Consider the following 23,367-nt stretch of genomic DNA (forward strand, 5'->3'; position numbering starts at 1 on the left):
ATGAGCAGGTAAGCGGTGAAGCACCAGCATCACACGGATGCACAGAACGCTTCAACCGAAGCAGGGAGAGGTGTGTTGCATCTTACGGGGTGCGGAAGCCATCCTTCCGCACTTCCCTTGCCTGGCACTGCCGGTGTATATGTATCACCAAAGTTGCTATCTTTGTCACCACAGAGACACGGATGACACAGAGGATGGATATACCCCTGGTGGCTACCGTGAGGTATGACGTAGCACGTCCGTGGAAACTTCGATTGCACTACCCGGTGTTAAGGGCAACGTCGTGCAGTTTAGCCTGACAGTCAGCCTCTATGGCCCGCTCACAATACAGGTGGCAACTTGAGTGATGTACACCAAATCTGGCAAGATGCAATGCGTAACACCTGATTCTCTGTTTCCTATGAAATATCCGCGTTTATCAGCCCAATCCGCGTCTATCCGTGTCCCGTATGTGATGACCACAGATACGTGCAGATGCGGCGGATACACACGGATGACCTCATACCCGGTGATGAACTATCCGCGTTTATCAGCCCAATCCGCGTCTATCCGTGTCCCGTGTGTGATGACCACGGAGACTCGCGGATGCGGCGGACTCCCATGGATGACCTCATACCCGGTGATGAACTATCCGCGTTTATCAGCCCAATCCGCGTCTATCCGTGTCCCGTGTGTGATGACCACGGAGACTCGCGGATGCGGCGGACTCCCATGGATGACCTCATACCCGGTGATGAACTATCCGCGTTTATCAGCCCAATCCGCGTCTATCCGTGTCCTGTATATGATGACCACGGATACTTGCGGATGCAGCAGATACACACGGATGACCTCATACCCGGTGGTATGCTGTAATGCACAGTATTGTTCAAGAATAGAAGCCAGGCTTCTGACTACAGTCTGATTCGAGCCAGCCACATCGTTCACCAGGAACAGCTATGCGGATAAGTATCACCTCACCGGCCAGCCTGCTTGCCCGCTGTTCTACCGGTCAACTCTGGTTGATCGGTATGTTGATAGCAGCGCTGGTGGCAGGCTTTGTTCCAGCCGCCAGGGTGATACTGGCAACCGGCTTCTGGTTGATGGTACCTGGGTATCTGCTCGAACGTCGGATGCCTGGAGAACGTCCACATTGGCTTCTGCGTATCGCTATCTGGAATGGCCTGGGTTTGAGCCTTGTGCCGCTGCTCTATCTGTGGGTGACGGCGGTCGGGTTGGCGATACCGGTAGGGCTGCTGATAAGTGTGGCGATCCTGCTGGCCGTTGTTGCGCTGTACGATGCCTGGCGTGATCTGGCCCCGGTTCAGGTGCGATCATCGGTAACAGGCTGGTTGTTGCTGAGTGTACTGGCAATCAGTGCCTGGCTGCGGGCGGTACAGATTGCCGATCTGGCATTTCCGGCCTGGGTCGACTCGGTACATCATGCCCTGATGGTGCGGGTTGCCGCCGAGACCGGACGGGTACCCTGGACACTGACCCCATATCTACCGGTCACCGACATGCCATATCACTGGGGCTACCACGTGCTGATCGCGGCAGCATGGCATCTTGGCAGGAGTGACTTGCCGGCAATGATCTTATGGAGCGGGCAACTACTCAACTGGATACAAGGGTTTTCCGCTGCCGCACTGGCTTTCCTGATCTGGCGGCGACCGCTGGCAGCAGTGATCGCTGCCGCAATCGTGGGCTGTATTTCGTGGATGCCGGCATACTACGTCTCGTGGGGGCGGTATACACAGTTAAGTGGGTTATTACAGATTGTTGCGCTGGCAATAGGCTGGCAGCAATGCTTGGATGCCAATACGCGCCGTGAACGTTTGGGCTGGCTTTTCCTGAACACGCTGATCATCACCGGGTTGAGTCTGGTGCATATGCGCATGTTTGTGTTTGGTGGTGCGCTCATTGCTGTGCAAAGCACTGTCTGGGCATTACACCAGACACGCCCGGCAATCGTTAGCCGGCTGGTCGAGGCGATGGGAGCCGGCCTGGTAGCACTGATACTTGCCGGGCCATGGTGGTTCGTACTGGTGCGGCAGATCTTGCTACCGGCAGCAACCGGTGCGCGTAGCCTGACGAGTGGCGGTTCGTATGTGCAACTGAGCGACAGTCTGATGTGGATCGGACCGAACGAGTGGCTGGTCACGCTAGCGTTATTTGCTGGCGTGGTAGGCGTGTTTTACCGGCAACGGGCTGCTGCGGTGATGGTGCTTTGGGTAGGCGTGCTGGTTGTGCTGTCAAACCCCTGGTTGATCAGCTATCTGGCACCGCCTATCGGTCTGGTGTTGATCTTGTACGCCGTGGTGCAGCGCACGTGGCTTATCGGTGGCGTAGGGTTGCTGTTGCTGGCAATAAACCCCTTGACGGTACGCCTGCCCTTTCTCTGGCTACTGCCGGTTGACATTACAGCGATCAGCCTGTTTTTACCACTCAGCAATCTCATCGGTGGTAGCGTTGCCCTGATCTGGCCGCAGCGTCGTTGGACGCAGATGGCTGCTATCGCGCTGCTACTGGGGTGTACGCTGTGGGGGGCGTATCAACAGCGCACAATTGTGAACCCGGTGACCATTCTGGCAACTTCAGCCGACCGGGTCGCCCTAACGTGGATCGCCGAACAGACACCTCCCACAGCCCGATTTTTGATCAATGCTGCGCCCTGGTTGCCCGGTGTGGCGCGGGGAACGGATGGGGGGTGGTGGATTTTACCCCTGACCGGACGCTGGACAAGTACGCCGCCGGTACTCTTCATCTATGGTGAAGCGGAGGATGTCCAGGCTACACAACAACGCAGTCAGCGCATCATTGACCTCGGTAACGGGCAAGAGGTTGATATAGCGAGTCTGATAGCTGCCGAGCGGATTGATTATATCTACACCTCACCAAAGGGGCCATTGCGTCCTGAACTGTTTGCCGGACAGCCGGGTTATGAAGCGGTTTTTGCCCACGAGGGTATTGTTATTTATCGGGTAATCCGATGATCAGATGCCGGGTGAGGGTAGGCGAGCAATCCGGCAAGGAATATACTTCCGCGTGATTGTCGCCTCTCTCCTGTCATGCAAGACACGGTGTTGCGGCTGGAGTAGAGCGAATTGAGTCTGTCTTCGCGATGGGATAATACCAAACCTGAAACATACAATCTATGGTACGCGAACCAAGGCGTACCCTTTCGCCATCCCCTCCTTCGCCACATCCCTCATATGGCAGGGTGAACCGACACATGCACCCGTTCGTAGGCTATGCCTTACCCACATGTCACGCTGCGTTAGGCCAGGCTGCAAGCGCTCCCCGTGGCGCGGGTGGCGTGGCGCAGGCTTCCAGCCTGCGTGGAGGTATCCTCTCCACCGCCGTCAGGTGCTGGCCGTGGCCGCTGATGCGCAGGCACAAACCTGGTGCAACAACATGTCTACGCGCAGTTAGCGCATTCGTGCCTGACCGACTCGATGATCGAAACAAGCACATCCAGCACCCCTGTGACCAGGATGGGTAACGGTGTACCACGCGCTGGATCGTGAGCACGGCAGGCGCGGCAGCATGGCTGCCGCACTCCAAACCTTGCGCCACGCGCATGACGAGCGGGTACGGCAATCCATTCAGCACGTGATAGCACGGCTGGAGCAGCGCACTGCCATCGGGCCAGTCGCCCACAACAGTACCCATGACGGTCATACCCACTGATACACCCGTGGTTGACACCAGTTATGGGTAATGCATAGGTTCGTAGGGGCGGGTTCCGAACCCGCCCCTACGAACCCATCCGTCTATTTTCTCCCTTCTCCACCCTATTTCCTCTCTTCTCCCCTATTTCCTCTCTTCTCCACCCTATTTCCTCCCTTCTATCACCCTATTTCCTCCCTCCTCCACCCTATTTCCTCTCTTCTCCACCCTATTTCCTCCTTCCTCCACCCTATTTTCTCCTTCCTCCTGACAATTCAACGGAACGCTGCGCTCCACCATTCAGGCTCCAAAAACATGAATATTAGATAGACCACCAGCCCAATCAGCCAGAGCGTATCGAAGCGTTGCCAGCGACGGGGCAGAGGGCGGGCAAGAAAACTGGTCAGACCAAAGATCAGCCATCCTATAAGACCGCTGCCGGCCAGATAAGGTTGGTGTAGTGGTACAGTTCGCTCGATAGCGCCGTGGGTAATCTGGAGCAGCATATCCAGGTTATTTGCAATCGGCCCATCGAGCGGGAAGGCTGGTGCCAACGGTGCGACCAGGGCAGTCAATGGGTTGAAGGCAGCGATCACCCGTGCCGAAGCAGGAGGGACAGCGTTAGTGGCAATCAGCAGGATTGGCACGATCAACCAGGCCAGAATTGTACCGTATGTCGCAAACAAACCTGCCGGTGGTGTTCGGGCCAGAGTGAGCCAACAGATACATATCGTACAAAGCAGGAGATTCGTCATCACGATCACGATCAGCACCCAGATCATCTCGGCCAGACTCAGACTCCCGAAGAGAGGCAAGATGCTGAGGAAAGGCACGGCAATAATGATGATGATCAACATCATTCCCCACAACGCCAGTATACGAGCCAGCAGTTGCACCGGTGATATGGGTGTCGGTTGCGCAAATATTGGATACAGGCGTAATGCAAGTGATGGGGTGATCGCGAGCAACCAACCCTGTAAAACCAGACAGAAACTGGTAGCGAGGAGACGACCGACTTGCGCGTTGCGTAGGGGTAACTCGATGTTGACGCCGATATTCGCGAGCTGGATAGAACTGAGCATTGCTAACCACATCACGAATACGGTACCCATCACGCATATGCTCACCCGTCGGCTTTGAACGAGCTGCTGCCATGCACCCTGGAATGCTGCTATCACGGCACAACTCCCTGCACCCCACCGGTGACAATAATGCACGTTGGTTGATCGAAAGAATTGCTGAAACGTAAGCGCAATTCACCATTGCGCAGGTAGGCAGCCGCCGACGCGATAGTAAAACGAGTCGGATCGGTAGCCGTTACCGGACTCCAGTTCGCAGTCTGCCAGTTATAAGCCTGAATGACAAGTTGGCGATCTGCAAGAGGGTCAACCGTTTTCACGTGTACCTGGATCGTCTCTGCCTGTAATTGAGCCAGATCGGCGGGTAGACGAAGATGCACATCACCGGCAGCATTGCTTATCAGGATGCCATTATCATTCGAACAACTGGTAGTTTGTGTGCTTTTCGGATCAATGCGCAGCCAGCCCACGGGCAAAATCAACTGTCCCTGACCGACAATGTGGGGGCGCATTACCAACAAGGTTTCACTCCAACCATCTGGTATGGTTGATGTAGTCGGATCACGATCAAGCCACGCGATAAGAAAAGGGCCTGGATCAAACCGTTCCGACACCGGTCTGACCGCTGCATCAATGAATGTTGTTCGCAGAGAGACAAGCTGTTCAATGTTGCGATTCGGTAGCAACCCGTTTTCGCGTAAATCATTGACAATAAGCTGACCTGGGGAAGCGTTTACCGGTGCTTCGGCGAAAACGGCCGGCCAACGGGCTACTGAACGGGCACCAGGCCGCAGAGTACCGAAGAAGATTAATTGGTCTCCATACATAATGTAGGTGTCGCGCAGCGTCACTGAACTGTCGTTTTGCAGATCCACCCGTAAGCGCTCTTGATCAATGACCAGCGTTGCCTGCACTGGCAGCGCCGGAAGCACCATGGACGCCAGCAGGCTTTGCCGCTCCCACGGTGCCAGTTGCACCGCAATCTGCGTTGTCTCCTGAAACAGGGGATTATTCAGTACCATTGCATCCCCGTTGGGGTCAGCGCCGATACTCAGTGGTCGCAGAAAAGCCGGACTTGTGAATGATACCGTCTCAGTCCGTGGCATTGCCGATAGCATCACCAGCGCACTATTGGCAATCGCCTGTCGATTGTCAATTTGTTCGATCAGGGTCAGGCGTAACGATGTATAGGCCGGCGCAGCGTTGGCATTGGCCCACCAGAGACTACTCCCACTGCTAATGACCGCTACTAAAAACAGGATTGTCACCGGCAGAACGCGGTGACGCCACCACCATATGCCGATCAGGAATGGGATGACCACCAGAGCGTAGATGGTGAGGGCCAGGAAACTCTGACCGAAAACCGGGATGTCGATAGCCGGCAGAATGCTTAATGCCGGACGCAACGCCTCAATCTGGCGGCTGGTAAGCTGAGCGCTACTACCAATAGTTGTTTGGGCCAGCAGTACCGGTTGGGCTAAGGCCGACCAGAACAGGTCACGTCCGGCCCAGGTGTTCAGGCTATCTGGCGAAAATGCGAGTTGGGTGACCCGTCCATGACCGACCGGATACTCGATCCAGGGTGGTGCTGTCGGGTTGCCAATCGCATAAGCGCCATTAACCGGTTGTAGTTTGAGACCGATCAAAGGGTTGGGAAATGCCACTTCGGCAAGATCGGCCAGTGGTTGCCGATCAAGGGCGGCTACTCCGGCAATCTGTGCCGCCTGCAATGTCGAAGGTAGATTGGTTTGCAGCGTAATGGCATCCGGGCCACCACCGACAATAAGGTGACCACCATTGTGTACCCATGCCAGCAATGCCGACTGTTGTGAGGGTGACAACGGTTCACTCAATTCAAAAAGAGCCAATACACTGAGATTACTCAGACCGAGTGCATGATCGGGAAGATCGGCTACTTGCAGGCTACCGGTAGCAAAAAGGTCGCCACTGACCGGCGATTCTCCCAGCACAGCCCGCATCCGATCAGTTGGACGTAAGAGAAGCGGTAGCTCCTGCTGGGCCAGGATCACGTTATTGGCAGACACCGTAATGGTGACGGCGCGAGCCGGTTGACGGATCCAGACGTAGAGCCAAATCGTCTCCTGTCCACCGGTTGGAATGCGGATAACACGAGCGTATTGCGCCGGATCGTCTGCCGGACTACCGGTGATCGTTGCCGTGATCGTGGCACCGGCGTTGCGCAGGGTTGCTCGTACCGGTAACCATTCACCAACGACGTACTGACCGGCGAATGGCGTAAACACTTCAAGTGAAACACCTGATTGGGCATAGGTTGGCGATGGCCAGACCCACTGAATTATGTGCAAACTCAGTGTGGCATACAAGACGAGGATAGCAAGTCGCAATCGGCCAATCATCATAGAAGCTGTTTACAACGCAGGGATGACTATCGATATATTATACGGGAACCTCTCGGTTGCTGTCACAGATCATTCGTATCATGAACGAAAGCAGGCAAAAAAATAATGATTTATGGGTAGAAGCTCTTTTGCACATGTATCGCACAATCACGCGCCGGATAGAAACCGTTCCTGTTCGGTAATGCCCATGTGGTATTGTCTGGAGCGCGGAGGCCATGTCTCCGCACCTCCCGTGCTCAATGCCAGGCATGTGTCGTAGCTCAATCTACTCACAGGTACCACGTGCGTTCACGTCGCGATCACCTGGCTTTTCAATGATCACAGCTTGAACATTGTTACTTACCTCTTCCGTGGGCATGACTGTGACATGACGCTTTCGGGCATGTGTTATGATCAACGTGAAGCAGTTACGTTCTGGTATGTCGCCATATGACGAATGAATCTCAGATCAGTGAGCGCGAGCGCGAGATCCTCCGTCTCGTTGCCACGGGTGCCACAAATCAGCAGATTGCAATTGCGTTGAACATTAGTGTCAACACGGTCAAAGTTCATCTGCGCAATATCTTCGCGAAGATCGGTGTGGAGTCGCGCACCGAGGCGACCGTCTATGCCATTCGCAACGGGATTGTGACCGTTGGCGAGACCAATCAGACTGCTATTGATGAAGCGGAGGTTGCAAAAGCAACCGCACCAAGTGATGAGTTAACGGCGATAACTGCTTCTGCCGTATCTGATGCGGCAGTGTCGATTGTTGAGTCGACTGAACCGCTTGCTCTCAATACCGAACCGCCAACTACGCCAGAACCGGCAGACATTGCACCTTCAACCCCGGTTAAGGAGCCTGTCACTATCACCGCATCCTCGCCTGCACCACCTGCAACAAAGACGACTTTGGCACAATTGCTCCCGTGGCTGATCGGTGGGATTGTCGTTATCGTTATTGCGGTAGCAACCCTGGTCATCAATGCACGAGCCGGCACGATGCCGGTGACCGCTGCGCCAACCTCGTCGCCGATCATCGATGCTCAGCAGCGCTGGTTTCTGCGTCAGCCATTGAACGAACCTCGCGATCACTTCGCGCTGACCGGCTACGATCTTGAACGCAGATTGTACGTCATTGGTGGACAGCGCAACGGCGTTGTCAGTGCTGCCGTTGATCGCTACGATCCTGAGATTGACCGTTGGGTGCGACTGACCGATAAGCCTACCGCTGTGAGTTATGCGCGAGCCGTTACGCTACGTGGCCTGATTTACGTGCCGGGAGGCGAAGATAGTAATGGTACTGTCCTTGATCGGCTCGAGATCTACGATCCCCGTGAACAACGCTGGTACTCCGGGCCTCCTCTGCCGGCTCCGCGCAGTCGCTACGCACTCACGGCCTGGGAAGGCCAGCTCTACCTGATTGGTGGCTGGGATGGTACCACAGTACGGAGCGATGTCTTCGTCTACGATCCGGTACGTGAGCGTTGGGAGACGGCACCTCCACTACCGCAACCTCGACGTGATGCGGGGGTTGCGGTTGCCGCTGGCCGCCTCTTTGTTATTGGTGGCGAGGGTGAACAGGGGCCGCTGCGCGATAGCCATCGTCTCGAACCGGGGAATGACCCGAATCGCCGCTGGGTGGCAATAGCTCCACTACCACAGGCGATTGCCCGTCCCGCAGTGGTTGGACTGTCCAGTACGTTGCTGATCTTCGATAGCGAACGGCGTGAGGGGTTGACTTACGACATTGTGGCCGATGCCTGGAGCAGTACTCCGCTGCCGGCAGAAGCGAATATCTCTACCGATGCTGTCCTCCTCGATTCCAACATCTACTTCGTTGGCGATAGTCGTACACAGGGTATGTTAAGCGAATATCGTGCGCTGTACGTCATCTTTATTCCGGGGCAGTAGTGACCTGTTCCAGTATTCGCTACACCGATCCCCCTTGTCCCAACGATAATAATGGAGAGTCAGGAATAGAATCTGTTCTGACTACGAGGTGCGTGACACCCAATCATAGATCGTTGCCCAACGCTTGGACAGCAGCTCCCAATCGTACCGCTTCGCCTGCACCTGAGCTGCGGCGGCCATTGCTGTCAGGCGTGCCGGGTCGGCTAGCAGTTCTGTAATGCCTGTGGCCAGTGCTGTGGCGTCACCAGGCGGTACCACGATCCCGGCTGTACCGTACCCCAGGATTTCGGCGCGATCCCCAACATCGCCGGTCACCACCGGCACACCCAAAGCCAGACTTTCCGCGATCTTGAGTGGCCAGCGAGCACGCGCTACCGCATCATCGTAAACTGGATCAACACTGAGATCGGCTAATGCCAGTAAAGCGCGTACCGTCTGATGCGAAACATGACCGGTCAAAAGAACCTGGTTGCGCCAGGATTGTTGTGATACATAGCGTTGGATAACCGGCAAATCCTCACCGCCACCGATCAGCAACAAGCGTGCCGTTGGGTAGTGGATGATAATCTGAGCAAAGGCCTGCAACAGGAGATCAACTGGATGGTTGTGGAGAGCCAGGGTTCCTGCATAGGCAATCACCGGCCCTGCGGGTAATCTCAACGCCTGCCTGAGAGCTGTGCGGATTGGTTGTGGTGGCGGGAGAAAATCACGGGCCACACCGTTGGGCACAATGACGCAGGGGCGTTGCAGCCGGGCCATTCGATCTGCCAGATAGCGGGTATTGACGGTAATGCCAGCGGCCAGACGCGGCAACAGCCATTGCCAGAAGGCAAAGACGGCCCGTTGCCAGCGTGCAGTAAAGCGGTTGGCCGTTACCTCGTCATCGTCGCAATCGACAAGAAATGGCTGTCGCCGCCAGAGACGCACTGCAAGCAGCGCCGCCAGGCCGTTGATCGGTTGTGGTTTTCCCAGATGATACCACTCTGCCGGCGAGCACAGCACCCCCCACATCATGCCAAGTGTTGAGGAGAGCAGCACAAAAAGTAGTTCAAGAGGAGTAAATCGTACCGGTGTGCTACCGACCTTGCGTGCGTGCATCTGTCCGACATACCAGACCTCAACACCATCGATTACAAACCGGCGTTGGGCACAACTGGCGAGATCAGGATGGAGGGCCAGGATGCGCACCTGGAACCCTTGCTGAACCAGACCGCGCGCAATGTTGAGATAACGCCTCCCGGAAGGCCGTTCAATGCCCATTGGCAAGAGAAAAACGATCCGCCGTTTGGCAGGCAATTTCCCCTGTTGCTGACGGGTATGTGCGAATATATTCATGTATTCTGCAAGAAACATCTATCTTCGGTTCAGTTCGTGTGCCAGATCGGTAATGATTGACACCAATCGTGGCCAGGACTCGGCCCGTTCGGTAGCTGAAGCCTGTACATTAGCCGTGAGGCACGGTGCCAGATCATCCTGGAAATAGCGCACAATGGCCTGGGCGAGGGCATGCGCATCCTGTGGCGGCACAATCAGGCCGGTAACTCCATCTTGCACAACTTCTGGTAGTCCACCAACATTGGTTGTAATCACCGGTTTACCAAAACCAAACGCGAGCTGGACAACCGCACTCTGGGTGGCCGAGACGTAAGGTAAAACAACAACATCGGCCGTACTGAAGATTGCCGGCAGTTCTTCGTTTGATACATAGCGATCAACGAATGTTATTGCCTCAGTCACCCCAAACTCGGCTGCGTAGCGCTGATAGTATGCCGGCGATCCCCAGATTTCACCCACGACGAGCAAATGAACGTCAAGCTGTTGCCGAACCTGAGCCAGAGCTTGAATCAGATATTCCAACCCTTTGTAGGGGCGAACAAATCCAAAAAAGAGCAATATCCGACGCTGGTCAGGTACCTGCCACTGGTGGCGCAGTGCGGCATTGACAGCAGAGGCTGCATTAGTCAAGATCGGCTCATACGTGGGCAGAAATGCCTTCACAATCCGGGCATGAGGGAGCAAGGCCCGCGCCCGGTAGCGATCTGGTTCACTGTGTACGATGAGGGCATCAGCCCGGCGCAGTACTGTCATCGCCAGCCGCCGATCAATCACTCCGCCGCCGTCATGTGGTAATACGTTGTGACAGATCATGGCAATCTTCGTTGCCGGTGGCCGTTTAAGCAGACTCGAAATAACGGTCAGGCTGGGTGTCCAGTACGGAACCCACCACTGTAATAAAAGGAGATCGGGTTGATCGGCTCGCACCCGGCGCACCAGACGCCACCAGGTAAAGGGATTTATCGGATCAAGCAAGTACTCGCACTCAACCCGTAGCGGTGCAGTGCTTGGATCGCGATCACTACGGCCTGGAAAGAGCCAGGTCGGGTATTGGCGGGTAAAGGAGTAGAAAAATGTGGTATGCCCGGCCGCTCGAAGGTGGTGAACCAACATGGTGCTGTAATGGGCAATACCACCGCGAAAAGGATATGTTGGTCCCACAACTGCAATACGCACTAGCGAATCCTCCAAATGCTTACTCCGTCCTGGCGGTAGATAACCTCATAATAGGGAGATTGATCGATCTGTCCCGGATCAAGGTATTCGTTCGCCGGATTGGCGGCTGGTCCATTGTAGAGAAACGTGAACCCGTTCGCACGGAGTGCAGTTGCAGCTTCCGCGCTACCAATTGGGTGTTGTTGGATCGACTGGTTCAGTTGGGCGATATTCCGTAGGGTATCGGGCGGATCGACGGCTTCAAACCCTACCGCCATTGGTAACAGATTGGTGCGACGACCGGTGAGAAAACTCAACCACCAACCGCCATCATTTCCGGCATAGACATACCCACCGTAAGCCGGGAAACCGTTCACATAAATTGCCGCATCCTCCGGCAGGTTAGTTTTAATCCACTGTGCTGCCGCCAGATCAGCCGGTGTCGCCAGTTGGTATGCCGGATCAAGGATGGTTGCCTGCATGTGTGTGCCCCAACCGAGGATTGCCAGACCTGTGATAAGCTGCGCAGTTATGATCGTACCAACGTTGTGCCGCCAGTTCACCGGCAATACCAGTGCCAGACTACGCATCAAGAAAAACCAACCGGCACCGGCAGCCGGAGCGATTGCCAGGTATGCGCCGATTAAGACGGTGAATGCCGTAATCATCCCCTGCCCGTTCAGTCCAAGCAGTTGTGGGTTGGCTACCAGCCATGCCAGGACGGCCCATACCACCAGGACGACCCCACTACTCTGCCGACGCCAGAGCAGACTCGCCAGTCCCAGTGCAGCGAATGGAAAGAGGCCGGCATGAAATGCAGCGCCAATCGTCTCAAGTGCGATAGGGTTACTGGTTTCAGCACTTGTATTGAGTAGCGCGGAAGCCAGGCGCGTGATTTGGCCTTGCTGCACGCGCCATAGCCAGGGAGAGGCCAGCAACACCGCTCCCAGCGCACCAATTGCACCCACAGCACCCAGACGGAGCAATATCTGCCATCGCAGCGGGGTTCGCAACCCAACGCCGACAATGGTATAGGCGATAACGAAGCAGATTGCCAGTACCGCCACGCGATAATGACTCAGGGCCAACCCGGCACTTGTTAGCCAGGCCAGGAACAATGGATGGCGCAGGTCGCGCCACGAACGATGTGGCTGCAATGCCCGGTCAATCAACGTCATCCAGGCGATGGCCGCTGCTGGCAAGACCGTCTGCCCGGCCAGTTGGGTATAGCGTCCCCAATTGACATAATATGCCGGATAAAAACTGAGGAAGCCAACGACCAGTGCAGCCCATACACCGGTCAGTCGTGAATGGGTGAGACGGGCCGTCAATAGATACAGCAATGGCACGGCCAGACCATTCATCACCTGTCCCACCAGAATAACCCCCTGAGCGGCTGAGATACCGGTGAGCCAGTGCCACCATGCGGCCATGGCGTGAAAGGCATAGTGGTAAGTGAAGGTTATCGCCGGTGCGTATGGCTGCCACGAGTGAAACAGACCACCGTGGTCAATTAACAACTGGGTGATGACAGTGTGATGGTATGAGTCGCCGAATAATCCCACCGGAACCGTGCGGACGACAAAGAGGCGCACTGCCAGAGCAGCGATAGTGAGCGACACCACGATCCATCCGATCAGGTGTCTGTGCGAATACGTTGCTAATCGGTAGGGTTGCAGTGGCCAGAACGCTACAACAGCCAGCACAGCCAGCAGAATCCAGGCTGCTCCACCATGCCAGCGCCAGCCGATCAGTTCACTGAACAGCAGCAGGATTGGCATGACAACACAACTGAGGCTAGTAGCAAGGGCTAACCGTTCAAACCAGAGTAGTGGTATGGGGTACAGCCAGCGTAATGTGGCCAGTCCAGGAATTGTAAAGAGCAACAAACCACCCACTATGGTTAACGGTACCTGGAGCAATGACCAGGTCATCCACCAGAGCAATCCTGGCGCTGCCATGCTGATAACCGCCGCCAACCAGATGATTGGTAACCAGATTTCCAGGCGGGAAAAGGTGTATGTGCGAGTGGTAATCACAGGTAAACTCTATACCCATAGTGCAATGCTGCCAAAAGGCGTGCTTATTGTAGCACGCCTTATTGCATAGTTTGCAGCAGCTATATTGCCATCTATCGGTGAGGGGAGCGGTGACGCACACTCTAAGCTGACAGTGATCAATGCTTGCTGGACGGAAGCTGTATTTCCACGTGCCACGCAGCGCTGCTCACTGTAGCACCGAACGGGTAAGCAAGTTGCCTGTCAGCCCACGCTGTATCGCGGAATGCTTGAAAGGCTCTGCATTCAGGATATTAAACTACGTGTTAAATTGCTGCCAGAAGATTTGCTCGTACTCCCGGGCCGCTTTCTCAACCGCTTCTTTCGACATTAGATGCATGCGAACCAGAAGCTGACCCAGGCTATAGCGCTTTCCTTGCTGATCCAGGCGAATCTGTTCGGTGAGCACTGCTTCCAGTTGGGCAGCAGTGATATATCCCTTTTCAACCAGATATTCGCCTAACACCTGGGGTGCTGTGCGTGCCCGACTCCGCTCTTGCTGCTGAATGATCAAGGCTTTGGCGAGTTTGGCAGGTGTGATCATGCCACGCCGTAAAAGTAGTTGCCCGATCCGTCGATCCGATACCAGCAGACTACCACGACGTTGCTCGGCCAGCACTTCATTTAGTTCCGCTTCGGTAATGGCTCCTATCGAGATGAGAATGTCGCCGATTAACCGTGGCTTCGGTGGTTCGTGGAAATAGGGCGTCTTTACGTCGGAAAGTAATCGCATCGTGCGGATTTCGTTCAGCCGTTGCTGGGCAAACATGTCAGCAGGATCAACAGCCAGTCGTGCTTCCAGATACGCAATCTGTAGCTCCTCATCATCAGGCGCCAGAATTGATGCCCGTTCCAGACAATCTTTGCGCTGGCGTGCATCTTGTACCAGCTTGCTCAAGGCTACCCAGGCATCACGACACTGGTGACCTTCAAGCAAGTGTTTACGAATACTTGCCATATCCTGGCTGTGTAATGCGATGAACGGGCACGGAACCTGACACTGTTTCATTTGGTAGACCCTGTCGTATACCCTTTGCATAGGTGCTGCGACGCAAATCTTGATTTGCTTAACTGCTGTGTGTGACTTTATATTATACACGCTCAAGTCATGATTGCATAGGAGTACTTAAGTACTTATGGACACCGTTCACACTCTTCTTACCGGTTTAGGGAATATTGGTCGCACCTTCCTTGAGATGTTAATCGCCGATCCTGAGCGTTTACCGCGTCGCTATGGCTTCCGTCTCAAGATTGTCGGCGTTGCCGACTCTACGGGTGTCGCCCTTGATCCATCTGGGCTTGATCTGGCAGCGATTGTTGATCTCAAACGACGGCGGCTTGGAGTACGAGAGTTGCCGGCCTTTCGGTCCGATCTCAATCCGGTTACCCTGGCGCAGACAGCCGAATATGATCTCGTGTTAGAAGCAACGCCAACCAATCTTCGTGATGGTCAGCCAGGACTTGACATCGTTCGCTCAGCGCTTCAACGCGGCAAAGCTGCGGTTCTGGCCAGTAAAGGCCCGCTGGTGTTGGCATTTCAAGAGCTGGCGAGACTTAGCGATTGGGCTGATGATCTTTCACCCCATAGCCAGCGTCCACCGTTGCGCTTTTCTGGTGCGGTTGGCGGCGCTTTGCCGACGATTAATTTTGGCCGACGTGATCTGGCTGGTGCCCAGATCGAACGCGCAGAACTGGTGGTGAATGGCACAACCCAGGTCATTCTCGAACAGATGGCTGCCGGTGCCGATTTCGCCACTGCCCTGGCCGAGGCACAGCGGCAGGGCATCGTCGAACCCGATCCCTCACTTGATGTTGATGGCTGGGATGCCGCGAATAAACTGGTCATCTTCGCCAATGCGGTGCTCAATCAGCCGGCAACACTGGCCGATGTACAGGTGCGCGGTATCCGTGAAGTGAGCGCCGACGATCTGGCAGCGGCCTGGCGTGCCGGTGGACGCATCTCGCTGGTTGCCACTGCCGTGCGTCAAACGGATGGAACGTATACTCTCTCGGTCGCGCCAACGGTGTTGACAGCCGACCATCCATTGTCCCGACTGGCGCATGGCGAGATGGGTTTTGTCATCTACAGCGATAGTGCCGGTCGTTCAACGGTCAGCAGTCTCGAAGATGGCCCTCTCGGTACCTGTCAGGCTATGCTACGTGATGTGATTGATATTCGTCATCGTCTGAAGCGTCATTAAGGAATCAGACCGAGCCGTCGCCCGCGTGCTACCGCTTGCGTGCGCGAGGCGACGCCCAGTTTACTAAAGATGTTGTTAACATGCGATTTTACCGTACTGATGGCAATAATCAGGTGACCGGCAATCTCCTGGTTGCTGCGCCCTTCGGCCATCAACCGTAGTACCTCGATCTCACGCTGGCTGAGCGGTTCGGGCAGCGCATCAGATGAAGGCGTGCTCAGTACAGCAATCGGCGAAGGTTCATAATCGTCAAGGAGCGAGAGCAGGTATTCCCCAAACGGTGGCAGTCGTTGCCGGCTCAAAAGCTGGTTGAGGATGCGGCGTAGCGGTTCACCTGCCTGTTGAAAAGGGGTAACAATCCGTTCGCTGGTCGCCAGATCGAGTGCGCTCAGGATAGCCTCTGTGGCATCGTCACCGGCTGCTGCCAGGGCCAATCCGCGCAGCAATGCCGCATCGAGTGGTGAGAGACGTTGCCAGAGTTCTGTGCCTGATGGTGTACTTAATTCCATTGCCAGATCGTGAAGTGCCTGACAGTCGCCAGTGTCCTGGTAGTGAGCCAGCCGCCATTCATAGTGAGCACGAGTTATGTGTTCACGAGCATAAAATGCTGCTGTTGGCAGATATTGAAACTCACTTGGCGTGGCCACAATGTTGGTGATGAGTTGGCCGGCTGCTTCCAAATCACCCTGCTCGATCATAATTTGAGACTCTAAACCATCCAGTACAGCACGTACCCAGCCCACTCGCCGCTGGCGCGCCATAAAGCGGGCCTGCCGGATGATCCGTAGCGCACCGGGGAGATCATTGCGGGCACGGGCTACCCGTGCCATGACGATCAGCAGACAGAGATAACTGGTGGTATGTCCTGACTTGATCGCACTTTCCGCTTCGGCCAGGGCCGGTAAGGCACCGGCAAATTCGTGGCGGATCGTATGCAGGTCGGCCAGGGCCAGGAAGGGTAAGCCAATACCAGGAACGGTTCGATTACGCTGGTGATGCATCATTTGATCGATGGTATCCCGGCAGGCATTAATCGCGTTCGTGTATGCGCCACGCAGCATGAGCGTATAGGCGTAATCGATCGTTGCCATTGCTGAAATGTACGGCAGGCCAACGTGAAAGCCGTTGACCATGGCTTCGCTGAACGACTGCTCTGCCCGTACCAGATCGCGTTGGGCAATACAGGCGTAACCCAGGTCTTTGGCGATTCGCATCCGTAGTGATTGGTAATCGCTCTGCAACCAGTTCAGCGCCTGTTTTCCTTCTGCTATCACCTGATCGGTATCACCCTGTAAGGCCGCCAGACGTACCCGTACCGCACTCAATTCACCGCGTAAATTCGCAATTGGTCCAATAGGCGTTGCTGCACCACTGGCGACGCCGGCCAGGGCGCGTTCGGCAACCGCAATCCAATGGGCAGCCTCATCAACCTGATAATCTGCCGTCGCCAGCCAGGCTCGTAAGAGAGCCAGTCGTGGATGACGCTCAAAAGCCTCTACAGGAAGAGATGGTAACCATCGCCGGAGCGTTACCTCGCCGACCTGTGAAATGACCGCTAAACCAATTGGTTCCAGCATAGCAACAACATCGTCAAATGCCTGTGCCTGCAACGCATGGTTGACTGCTTGCGTCAGCATGCCATGCGCTGCGTACCACGCCCCGGCCCGACGATGCAGGATCGCCACCTGGTCTGGTGAGTGACTTGCCATCAGTCGATCCCGTAAAACCTCGGCGAACAGATGATGATACCGGTACCAGACCCGCTCGCTACCGAGCGGAAAGAGAAAGAGATTGTTACGCTCAAGTTCGGTCAGGATTTGTTGACTTGATTGAACCGGTGTTCGTACCTCTGTTTCATCATGGACACCGATAACTGCATCGCATAGCGCTCCACACAACTGATCGAGGATGGATGTCTGAAGGAGAAATTGTTGTAACTGGTGTGATAAATGGTTAAATACATCTTCAATTAAATAATCTGCAACGTAGCGATTACCACTGATTAATTCATCAATCAATTCACCACGGTTAACCCGATCACGGATCGCCAGTGCAATCAGTCGTAAGCCGGCCGGCCAGCCCTCAGTACTTTCCAGTAATGCCACGATCTGATCGCGACTCAAGGGTAGTTCCATCGTTTCAAGCAGAAAGGCTGCCGTCTCTTCAGGGTTAAAGGCCAAATCGAAACTACGCAACTCGGTGAGATGACCACGGGCGCGCCAGCGCGCCAGAGGCAGTGGTGGATCGCGGCGGCTGGCAATCAGTAAACGGCAACGGGGTGGCAGGTGATCGATGAGAAAGGTAATCGCGTTATGAATGAGCGGATCGTTGATCAGATGGTAGTCATCGAGCACAATGACCGTTGGCCCGGCTGTCTCGGCCAGATCGTTCAGTAGTTCAGCACACCATTGTGTCGTATCAATTTCAGAGTCTTCACTTAACAGTGCCTGCAACTGTGCACGTCGCTCATGTGGCAAATTACTCAACGCCTCCAGCAAGTAGGCCAGTAAACGGCGAATATCATTGTCGGTCTCATCAAGACTCAACCAGGCAATGTGTGACCATTCTTTGCGGGCCTCAACAATCCATTCAGCCAGCAACGATGTTTTACCGTAGCCGGCCGGTGCCGCAATCAATACCAATCGACTGTGCAGGGCAAGCCGTAACTGTTCGTACAAGCGGGGACGTGGAAGCAACGAAGGCCGCACTTCCGGCGGCTGCAATTTGGTGCGCACAAGTGGCATCATATGCCGTCTCCGTGCAATGATGGAAAGTTGGTAGCTGGTTTGGAACACCGTTGCACTATCTAGTCTACCACGGCTGATGCCCGAATGGTAGGTCGGTGTTATGCAAGATGGCTTGCGCTTATCTGCGTAATCTGCATACGCTCTACGCAACGGCTACATAACGCTATACCGGGAGTGTGTTGCTGAAAGCTTCCCGCTATACGCGAAGATACACACATCACGTTGTGGATGTCCATTCCAGGGGAGTGCCGTCTGCATATACGAGATGACTTCCGCCGGCAGCCCCCTTTTCCTGATGGTGTCCTACCACGCCCAATGACAAATAAGCCTGACCGACTCTAGGGGTTTTCCCCTAATGTGCGACTAGGGGTGATCCCCCACCGTTTTTCAGGGTGAGACGACTGGGCAATCCGGTGCCGTTATGTTTCAATAGCGGTATCTGGATAGTGAATTGCTACACACACAGGGAGGTGTACCGGCAGCAAACGATTTCTGCGTGTTGTGATCAGTGTTGTTCGCAATGAGTTGGGATGTTTGTATTCAAGGAGGACTTTCATGTCGAAGAAGACGTTCGGGTTGTTGCTGTCTCTGTTGACAGCCATTGCATTCCTTTTGTCTGCATGTGGCAGTGGTGGCAGCACCGGTGGCAACACTGGTGGGAGTACGGGTGGTAGCACCGGTGGGAGCACCGGCAATACGCAGCAGCTTGCGGTTGGGATTGTCCTTCCTACTAAAGATGAACCCCGCTGGATCCAGGATGAGACACGCTTCCGCGAAGCATTGCAGCAGGCCGGTTATCAGGTTGAGATTCTCTTCAGCCAGGGTTCGTCGGCTAAGGAGAAGGAGAACGTTGAGGCATTGATCGCCAAGGGCATTAAGGTCCTGATCATCTGCCCTCACGATGGTACGGCGGCAGCGGCGGCGGCTGAAGCTGCGCGGGCGGCTGGCGTGAAGGTGATCTCCTACGACCGCCTGATCCGCGAGACTGATGCGGTTGATTACTACGTCACCTTCGATAGCATTGCTGTGGGCGCACAACAGGCGCAGTATCTGGTTGATCACGCCAGCGGTACCGGTAATCCGCTCTACCTGTATGCCGGTGCAGCCTCAGACAACAATGCCTTCCTCTTCTTCGAGGGTGCCTGGAAAGTCTTGCAACCCAAGATTGCCGACGGCACATTCGTGATCAAGAATTCGAGCGAGGCGGTTGCCCTCCAGAACAAGCTCGACCTCACCCGCGACGAGATGGCGAAGATCATCGGTCAGGTGACCACCAACTGGGATTTCAACACCGCCAAGAATCTGGCCGAGGCAAACCTGACTGCGGCGACCGCTGCTGACAAGGGCAAAGTCTACATCCTGGCCCCGAACGACGGTACCGCCCGTGCAATCGCCGATGCCTTCGCTGCTGATAAGGATGTCACCGAGTACTTTGTCACCGGTCAGGATGCTGAGAAGGCTTCTGTGCAATACATCATCGATGGCCGCCAGTCGATGACCGTGTTCAAGGACGTGCGCACGCTGGTGCAAGACGCTATCAAGGCAGCGGTTGCACTCCTTCAGGATCAGCAGCCCGAAGCCCGTGGCACTTACAACAACGGCAAGAAGGACGTCCCCGCCATTCAATCGCCGGTAGTGACGGTCACGCGCGACAACGTGCGCGCAGCCCTGATTGACTCCGGCTACTACAGCGCCAGCGACTTCACCAATCTGCCCTAAAAGAATCTCTCTTCATAAAGACCGGGGTTGCCTGTTGCAATCCCGGTCTGTTAAATGATGCCAAAATTGCGGTAAACTTATGAAACACACTCCGGTAAAAAGAATACGCAAGGCGGTGTAGCATGCAAACCCCGATCCTGGAGATGCGTCAGATTACCAAAGAGTTCCCCGGTGTGCGCGCACTTGATAACGTCACTTTCAGCGTGAAACGGGGTGAAATCCATTGTCTGGTAGGCGAAAATGGGGCCGGCAAATCGATATTGATGAAGGTCTTGAGCGGTGTCTATCCGTATGGCTCGTACAGTGGCGAAATTCTGATTGATGGTCAGCCACAGCGCTTTTTCAGCATTGCTGACAGTGAGCGGGTTGGGATCGGTATCATTTACCAGGAACTGGCCCTGGTACCAGAAATGACCGTCTACGAAAATATCTTTCTCGGCCACGAAGTTAGTCGTAATGGGATTATCGACTGGAACGAGACGATCCGCCGGGCCGATGAGATGTTGCGCAAGGTGCGGCTCACCGTGAATCCGGCTGCCAAAATCCGGGATTTGGGTGTCGGTAAGCAGCAACTGGTCGAAATTGCGAAGGCGCTAAGCCGTGAAGTAAGAATTTTGATCCTTGATGAGCCGACGGCTGCGCTGAATGAAGATGATAGTGAGAACCTGTTAAACCTGTTACGCGAATTGCGCGATCAGGGTGTGACCTGCATTCTGATTTCACACAAGCTGAAAGAGGTGTTATCAGTTGCCGATACGGTGACCGTTCTCCGTGATGGGAAGACGGTCTGTACCCTCGATGCTCACAAGGGCGAAGTGAACGAACAGGCGCTGATCCGCAATATGGTTGGGCGTGAAATTACGAATATCTACCCGCCACGCAATCATCAGCCCGGTGACGAGGTGGTACTTGAGCTACGCAACTGGACAGTCTATTCCGCAGAAGCGGGCCGCTATCTGTTGCGCGATGTTAATTTGCAGGTACGGCGCGGCGAAATTGTCGGCCTGGCCGGTTTGATGGGTGCCGGTCGCACCGAGCTGGCGCTCAGTCTGTTCGGCAATGCACCGGGTTATCGCGTGAGTGGCGAATTGTGGCTCAAAGGTCGTAAACGTGAGTTCAGACATCCGCGTGAGGCGATTGCCGCCGGTATGGCTTACGTCTCGGAAGACCGCAAAGCAAAAGGCTTGATCCTCATCCAGGACGTGCGCCAGAACATCACGCTGGCGAACCTGCGTGCGCTGGCGAACAAGGGCGTTATTGATCGAAACGCTGAGATTCAGGTTGCTGAAGAATACCGTAAATCGTTGAATATCAAAACTCCTACCATCGAGCAACAGGTTGTCAATCTGAGTGGTGGTAATCAGCAAAAGGTGTGTCTCGGTAAATGGCTCTTCGTTCGTCCTGATGTCTTGATTCTCGATGAACCGACTCGTGGTATCGATGTGGGGGCCAAGTATGAAATCTATCAACTTATGAATCGGTTGGTCGAAGATGGCATGAGCATCATCATGATTTCATCGGAATTGCCCGAAGTCCTCGGTATGAGTGACCGGGTCTATGTCGTTTCCGGTGGTCGGATTAAGGGCGATCTACCAATTGCCGTGGCAACCCAGGAAAAGATTATGGCCCTGGCAGTCGATTATTAACGGTATATCCTCAACGAGGAGTGATGATAGGTGTTACATCGAGGTAAGGAGTTGGCATGGCTACCAGAACCCAAGTGAAACAGGCAACGTTTCTGGCTAATTTACAATACGTGCTGGGGCAGAATATCCGTCAATATGGTATGTTCATCGCCCTGTTCGTCATCATGATCATCTTTTCGATCACGACGAACGGTATCTTTATTTCGTCGCGTAATCTGAGCAACCTGATCAACCAGACCGGTTATATTGCGGTGCTGGCGGTCGGGATGACGCTGGTGATCGTCATTCGCCATATCGATCTGTCGGTCGGTTTTCTGGCCGGTTTTCTCGGTGCCGTCGCCGCAATTGCCCTGCGTTTTTGGGAATTACCCACCATCGTGGTCGTGCCCATGGTACTGGTGATGGGTGCTCTCGCCGGTTTGTTGACCGCTCTTCCGGTAGCTGAATTGAAGATTCCGTCCTTCGTTGCTTCGCTGGCCGGCTGGCTGATCTACCGTGGCGCCTTGCAATTGGTGACTGCCGGTACCGGTACGATTATCATCGAAGACGAGACATTTAATGCGATTGGTAACGGTTTTATTCCTGATGTACCTTTCAGCCTGATACCCGGTTATCACACGCTGACCTTATTGCTGGGTGTAGTGGCAATTGTGGCTTACGTTTTGAGTGAGATCCGCACCCGGAACAAAAAGCTGGCGTATAACTTCGAGGTGTTGCCCCTCGATATGTTTGTGCTCAAGCTGGTCTTCATCTCGACGCTGATCGGCTTACTGGCCTGGATCATGGCCGGCTACAATGGCCTGTCGTGGACGATGGTCATTGTGCTGCTGGTGGTAGCAATTTATCACTTTGTGACGACGCAGACGGTGCTGGGACGGCATATCTATGCGGTTGGTGGTAACCCTGAAGCAGCTGAGTTGAGCGGGATCAGTGTCAAGCGCATTACCTATATTGTGTTTGCTTCAATGGGTATGCTCGCAGCCCTATCGGGGGTGCTGTTTGCCTCGCGATTGCGCTCGGCGACCACAACTGCCGGTACGCTCTTTGAGCTGGATGCGATTGCAGCCGCATATATCGGTGGTGTCTCGGCTGCCGGTGGGGTTGGGAATGTGATTGGCTCGATCATCGGTGCTCTAGTGTACGTCTCGTTGACCAGCGGTATGAACCTGATGGGTATTGATATTGCGTATCAATACATCGTGCGTGGTCTGGTACTGGTGGCAGCGGTGATCTTCGACGTTACCACACGCCGGCGCGGTCGTTCAGCGTGACGGTTGGCGATTGTTTCATCACTGGATGATGGTTCGGCGGTGCCGGACCTTGTGGTGCGCCAGCGAGGATGGGGCGGGTTCACAACCCGCCCCATCCTTTGTGTAAGGGTATCTGCTGCGCGACCTTCCGCATTTGTGATCAGTGCAACGCGGTACAGTCCTCAACTTTTTCAGCTACACTGGCTATAAGCAGGATGTCGGTTTTCCTGGCTCGCGGTGTTTGCATAGCGTA

Annotated in this window: 14 protein-coding genes; 7 read left to right on the plus strand and 7 right to left on the minus strand. The window is 54.9% G+C overall.

Translation table 11 applies throughout. The annotated features are described in order from the left end of the window. Nucleotides 1-938: 938 nt before the first annotated feature. Together CAUR_RS10005 and CAUR_RS21225 are read left to right on the plus strand one after the other, a co-directional pair. Complete coding sequence (locus CAUR_RS10005) at nt 939-2,975, plus strand: hypothetical protein (RefSeq protein ID WP_012257782.1); 2,037 nt, start codon at nt 939-941, stop codon at nt 2,973-2,975. A 553-nt stretch (nt 2,976-3,528) separates the two neighbouring features. Next, nucleotides 3,529-3,672, plus strand: coding sequence for a hypothetical protein (locus CAUR_RS21225; RefSeq protein WP_162015872.1), 144 nt, complete (start codon nt 3,529-3,531; stop codon nt 3,670-3,672). A 254-nt stretch (nt 3,673-3,926) separates the two neighbouring features. On the opposite strand, the gene CAUR_RS10015 is transcribed toward CAUR_RS21225, so the two are convergent. Then, complete coding sequence (locus CAUR_RS10015) at nt 3,927-4,733, minus strand: hypothetical protein (protein ID WP_162015874.1); 807 nt, start codon at nt 4,731-4,733, stop codon at nt 3,927-3,929. A gap of 92 nt (nt 4,734-4,825) precedes the next feature. Next, on the minus strand, nt 4,826-7,111 hold the full coding sequence (locus CAUR_RS10020) for a hypothetical protein (RefSeq protein ID WP_012257785.1): 2,286 nt from the start codon (nt 7,109-7,111) through the stop codon (nt 4,826-4,828). Between the two features lie 429 nt (nt 7,112-7,540). On the opposite strand from CAUR_RS10020, the gene CAUR_RS10025 reads away from it, so the two are divergent. After that, entirely contained in the window at nt 7,541-9,004 is a 1,464-nt protein-coding gene (locus tag CAUR_RS10025; protein WP_012257786.1) for a Kelch repeat-containing protein, read from the plus strand. An 81-nt stretch (nt 9,005-9,085) separates the two neighbouring features. On the opposite strand, the gene CAUR_RS10030 is transcribed toward CAUR_RS10025, so the two are convergent. The 4 genes from CAUR_RS10030 to CAUR_RS10045 all read right to left on the minus strand — a co-directional run bounded on the left by CAUR_RS10030 (nt 9,086) and on the right by CAUR_RS10045 (nt 14,509). Next, entirely contained in the window at nt 9,086-10,339 is a 1,254-nt protein-coding gene (locus CAUR_RS10030) for a glycosyltransferase (RefSeq protein WP_162015877.1), read from the minus strand. Nucleotides 10,340-10,357: 18 nt separating this feature from the next. Beyond that, nucleotides 10,358-11,530 (minus strand): glycosyltransferase, encoded by a 1,173-nt coding sequence (locus tag CAUR_RS10035; protein ID WP_242604899.1) that lies wholly within the window; start codon nt 11,528-11,530, stop codon nt 10,358-10,360. Further along, the gene (locus CAUR_RS10040) at nt 11,515-13,533 is read right to left on the minus strand and encodes a hypothetical protein (protein WP_242604900.1); all 2,019 of its coding nucleotides are present in this window, start codon (nt 13,531-13,533) and stop codon (nt 11,515-11,517) included. The genes CAUR_RS10035 and CAUR_RS10040 overlap by 16 nt, the downstream gene beginning before the upstream one ends. Before the next feature lie 277 nt (nt 13,534-13,810). Next, a complete protein-coding gene (locus CAUR_RS10045; RefSeq protein ID WP_242604901.1) occupies nt 13,811-14,509 on the minus strand; it encodes a cyclic di-GMP-binding domain-containing protein, MshE-related in 699 nt (232 codons plus the stop codon). Nucleotides 14,510-14,687: 178 nt separating this feature from the next. Between CAUR_RS10045 and CAUR_RS10050 the strand changes: the two genes are divergently transcribed. Next, nucleotides 14,688-15,752: a homoserine dehydrogenase gene (locus CAUR_RS10050; RefSeq protein WP_012257791.1), complete on the plus strand. Its 1,065-nt coding sequence runs from the start codon at nt 14,688-14,690 to the stop codon at nt 15,750-15,752. Here the strand turns inward: CAUR_RS10050 and CAUR_RS21750 are convergent. Continuing rightward, nucleotides 15,749-18,499 carry a winged helix-turn-helix domain-containing protein gene (locus CAUR_RS21750; protein WP_012257792.1) on the minus strand — a complete coding sequence of 917 codons (2,751 nt, stop codon included), beginning with the start codon at nt 18,497-18,499 and terminating at the stop codon, nt 15,749-15,751. The two genes, CAUR_RS10050 and CAUR_RS21750, sit on opposite strands and share 4 nt — an antisense overlap. 555 nt (nt 18,500-19,054) lie before the next feature. Between CAUR_RS21750 and CAUR_RS10060 the strand changes: the two genes are divergently transcribed. The 3 genes from CAUR_RS10060 (at nt 19,055) to CAUR_RS10070 (ending at nt 23,135) form a co-directional block, all read left to right on the plus strand. After that, nucleotides 19,055-20,218, plus strand: a complete 1,164-nt coding sequence (locus CAUR_RS10060; protein WP_012257793.1) for a sugar ABC transporter substrate-binding protein — start codon at nt 19,055-19,057, stop codon at nt 20,216-20,218. 122 nt (nt 20,219-20,340) lie between these two features. After that, entirely contained in the window at nt 20,341-21,864 is a 1,524-nt protein-coding gene (locus CAUR_RS10065) for an ATP-binding cassette domain-containing protein (protein ID WP_012257794.1), read from the plus strand. Nucleotides 21,865-21,920: 56 nt separating this feature from the next. Next, nucleotides 21,921-23,135 (plus strand): sugar ABC transporter permease, encoded by a 1,215-nt coding sequence (locus CAUR_RS10070; RefSeq protein WP_012257795.1) that lies wholly within the window; start codon nt 21,921-21,923, stop codon nt 23,133-23,135. Nucleotides 23,136-23,367: the final 232 nt, after the last annotated feature.

This window comes from Chloroflexus aurantiacus J-10-fl, assembly GCF_000018865.1.
GTDB lineage: Bacteria > Chloroflexota > Chloroflexia > Chloroflexales > Chloroflexaceae > Chloroflexus > Chloroflexus aurantiacus.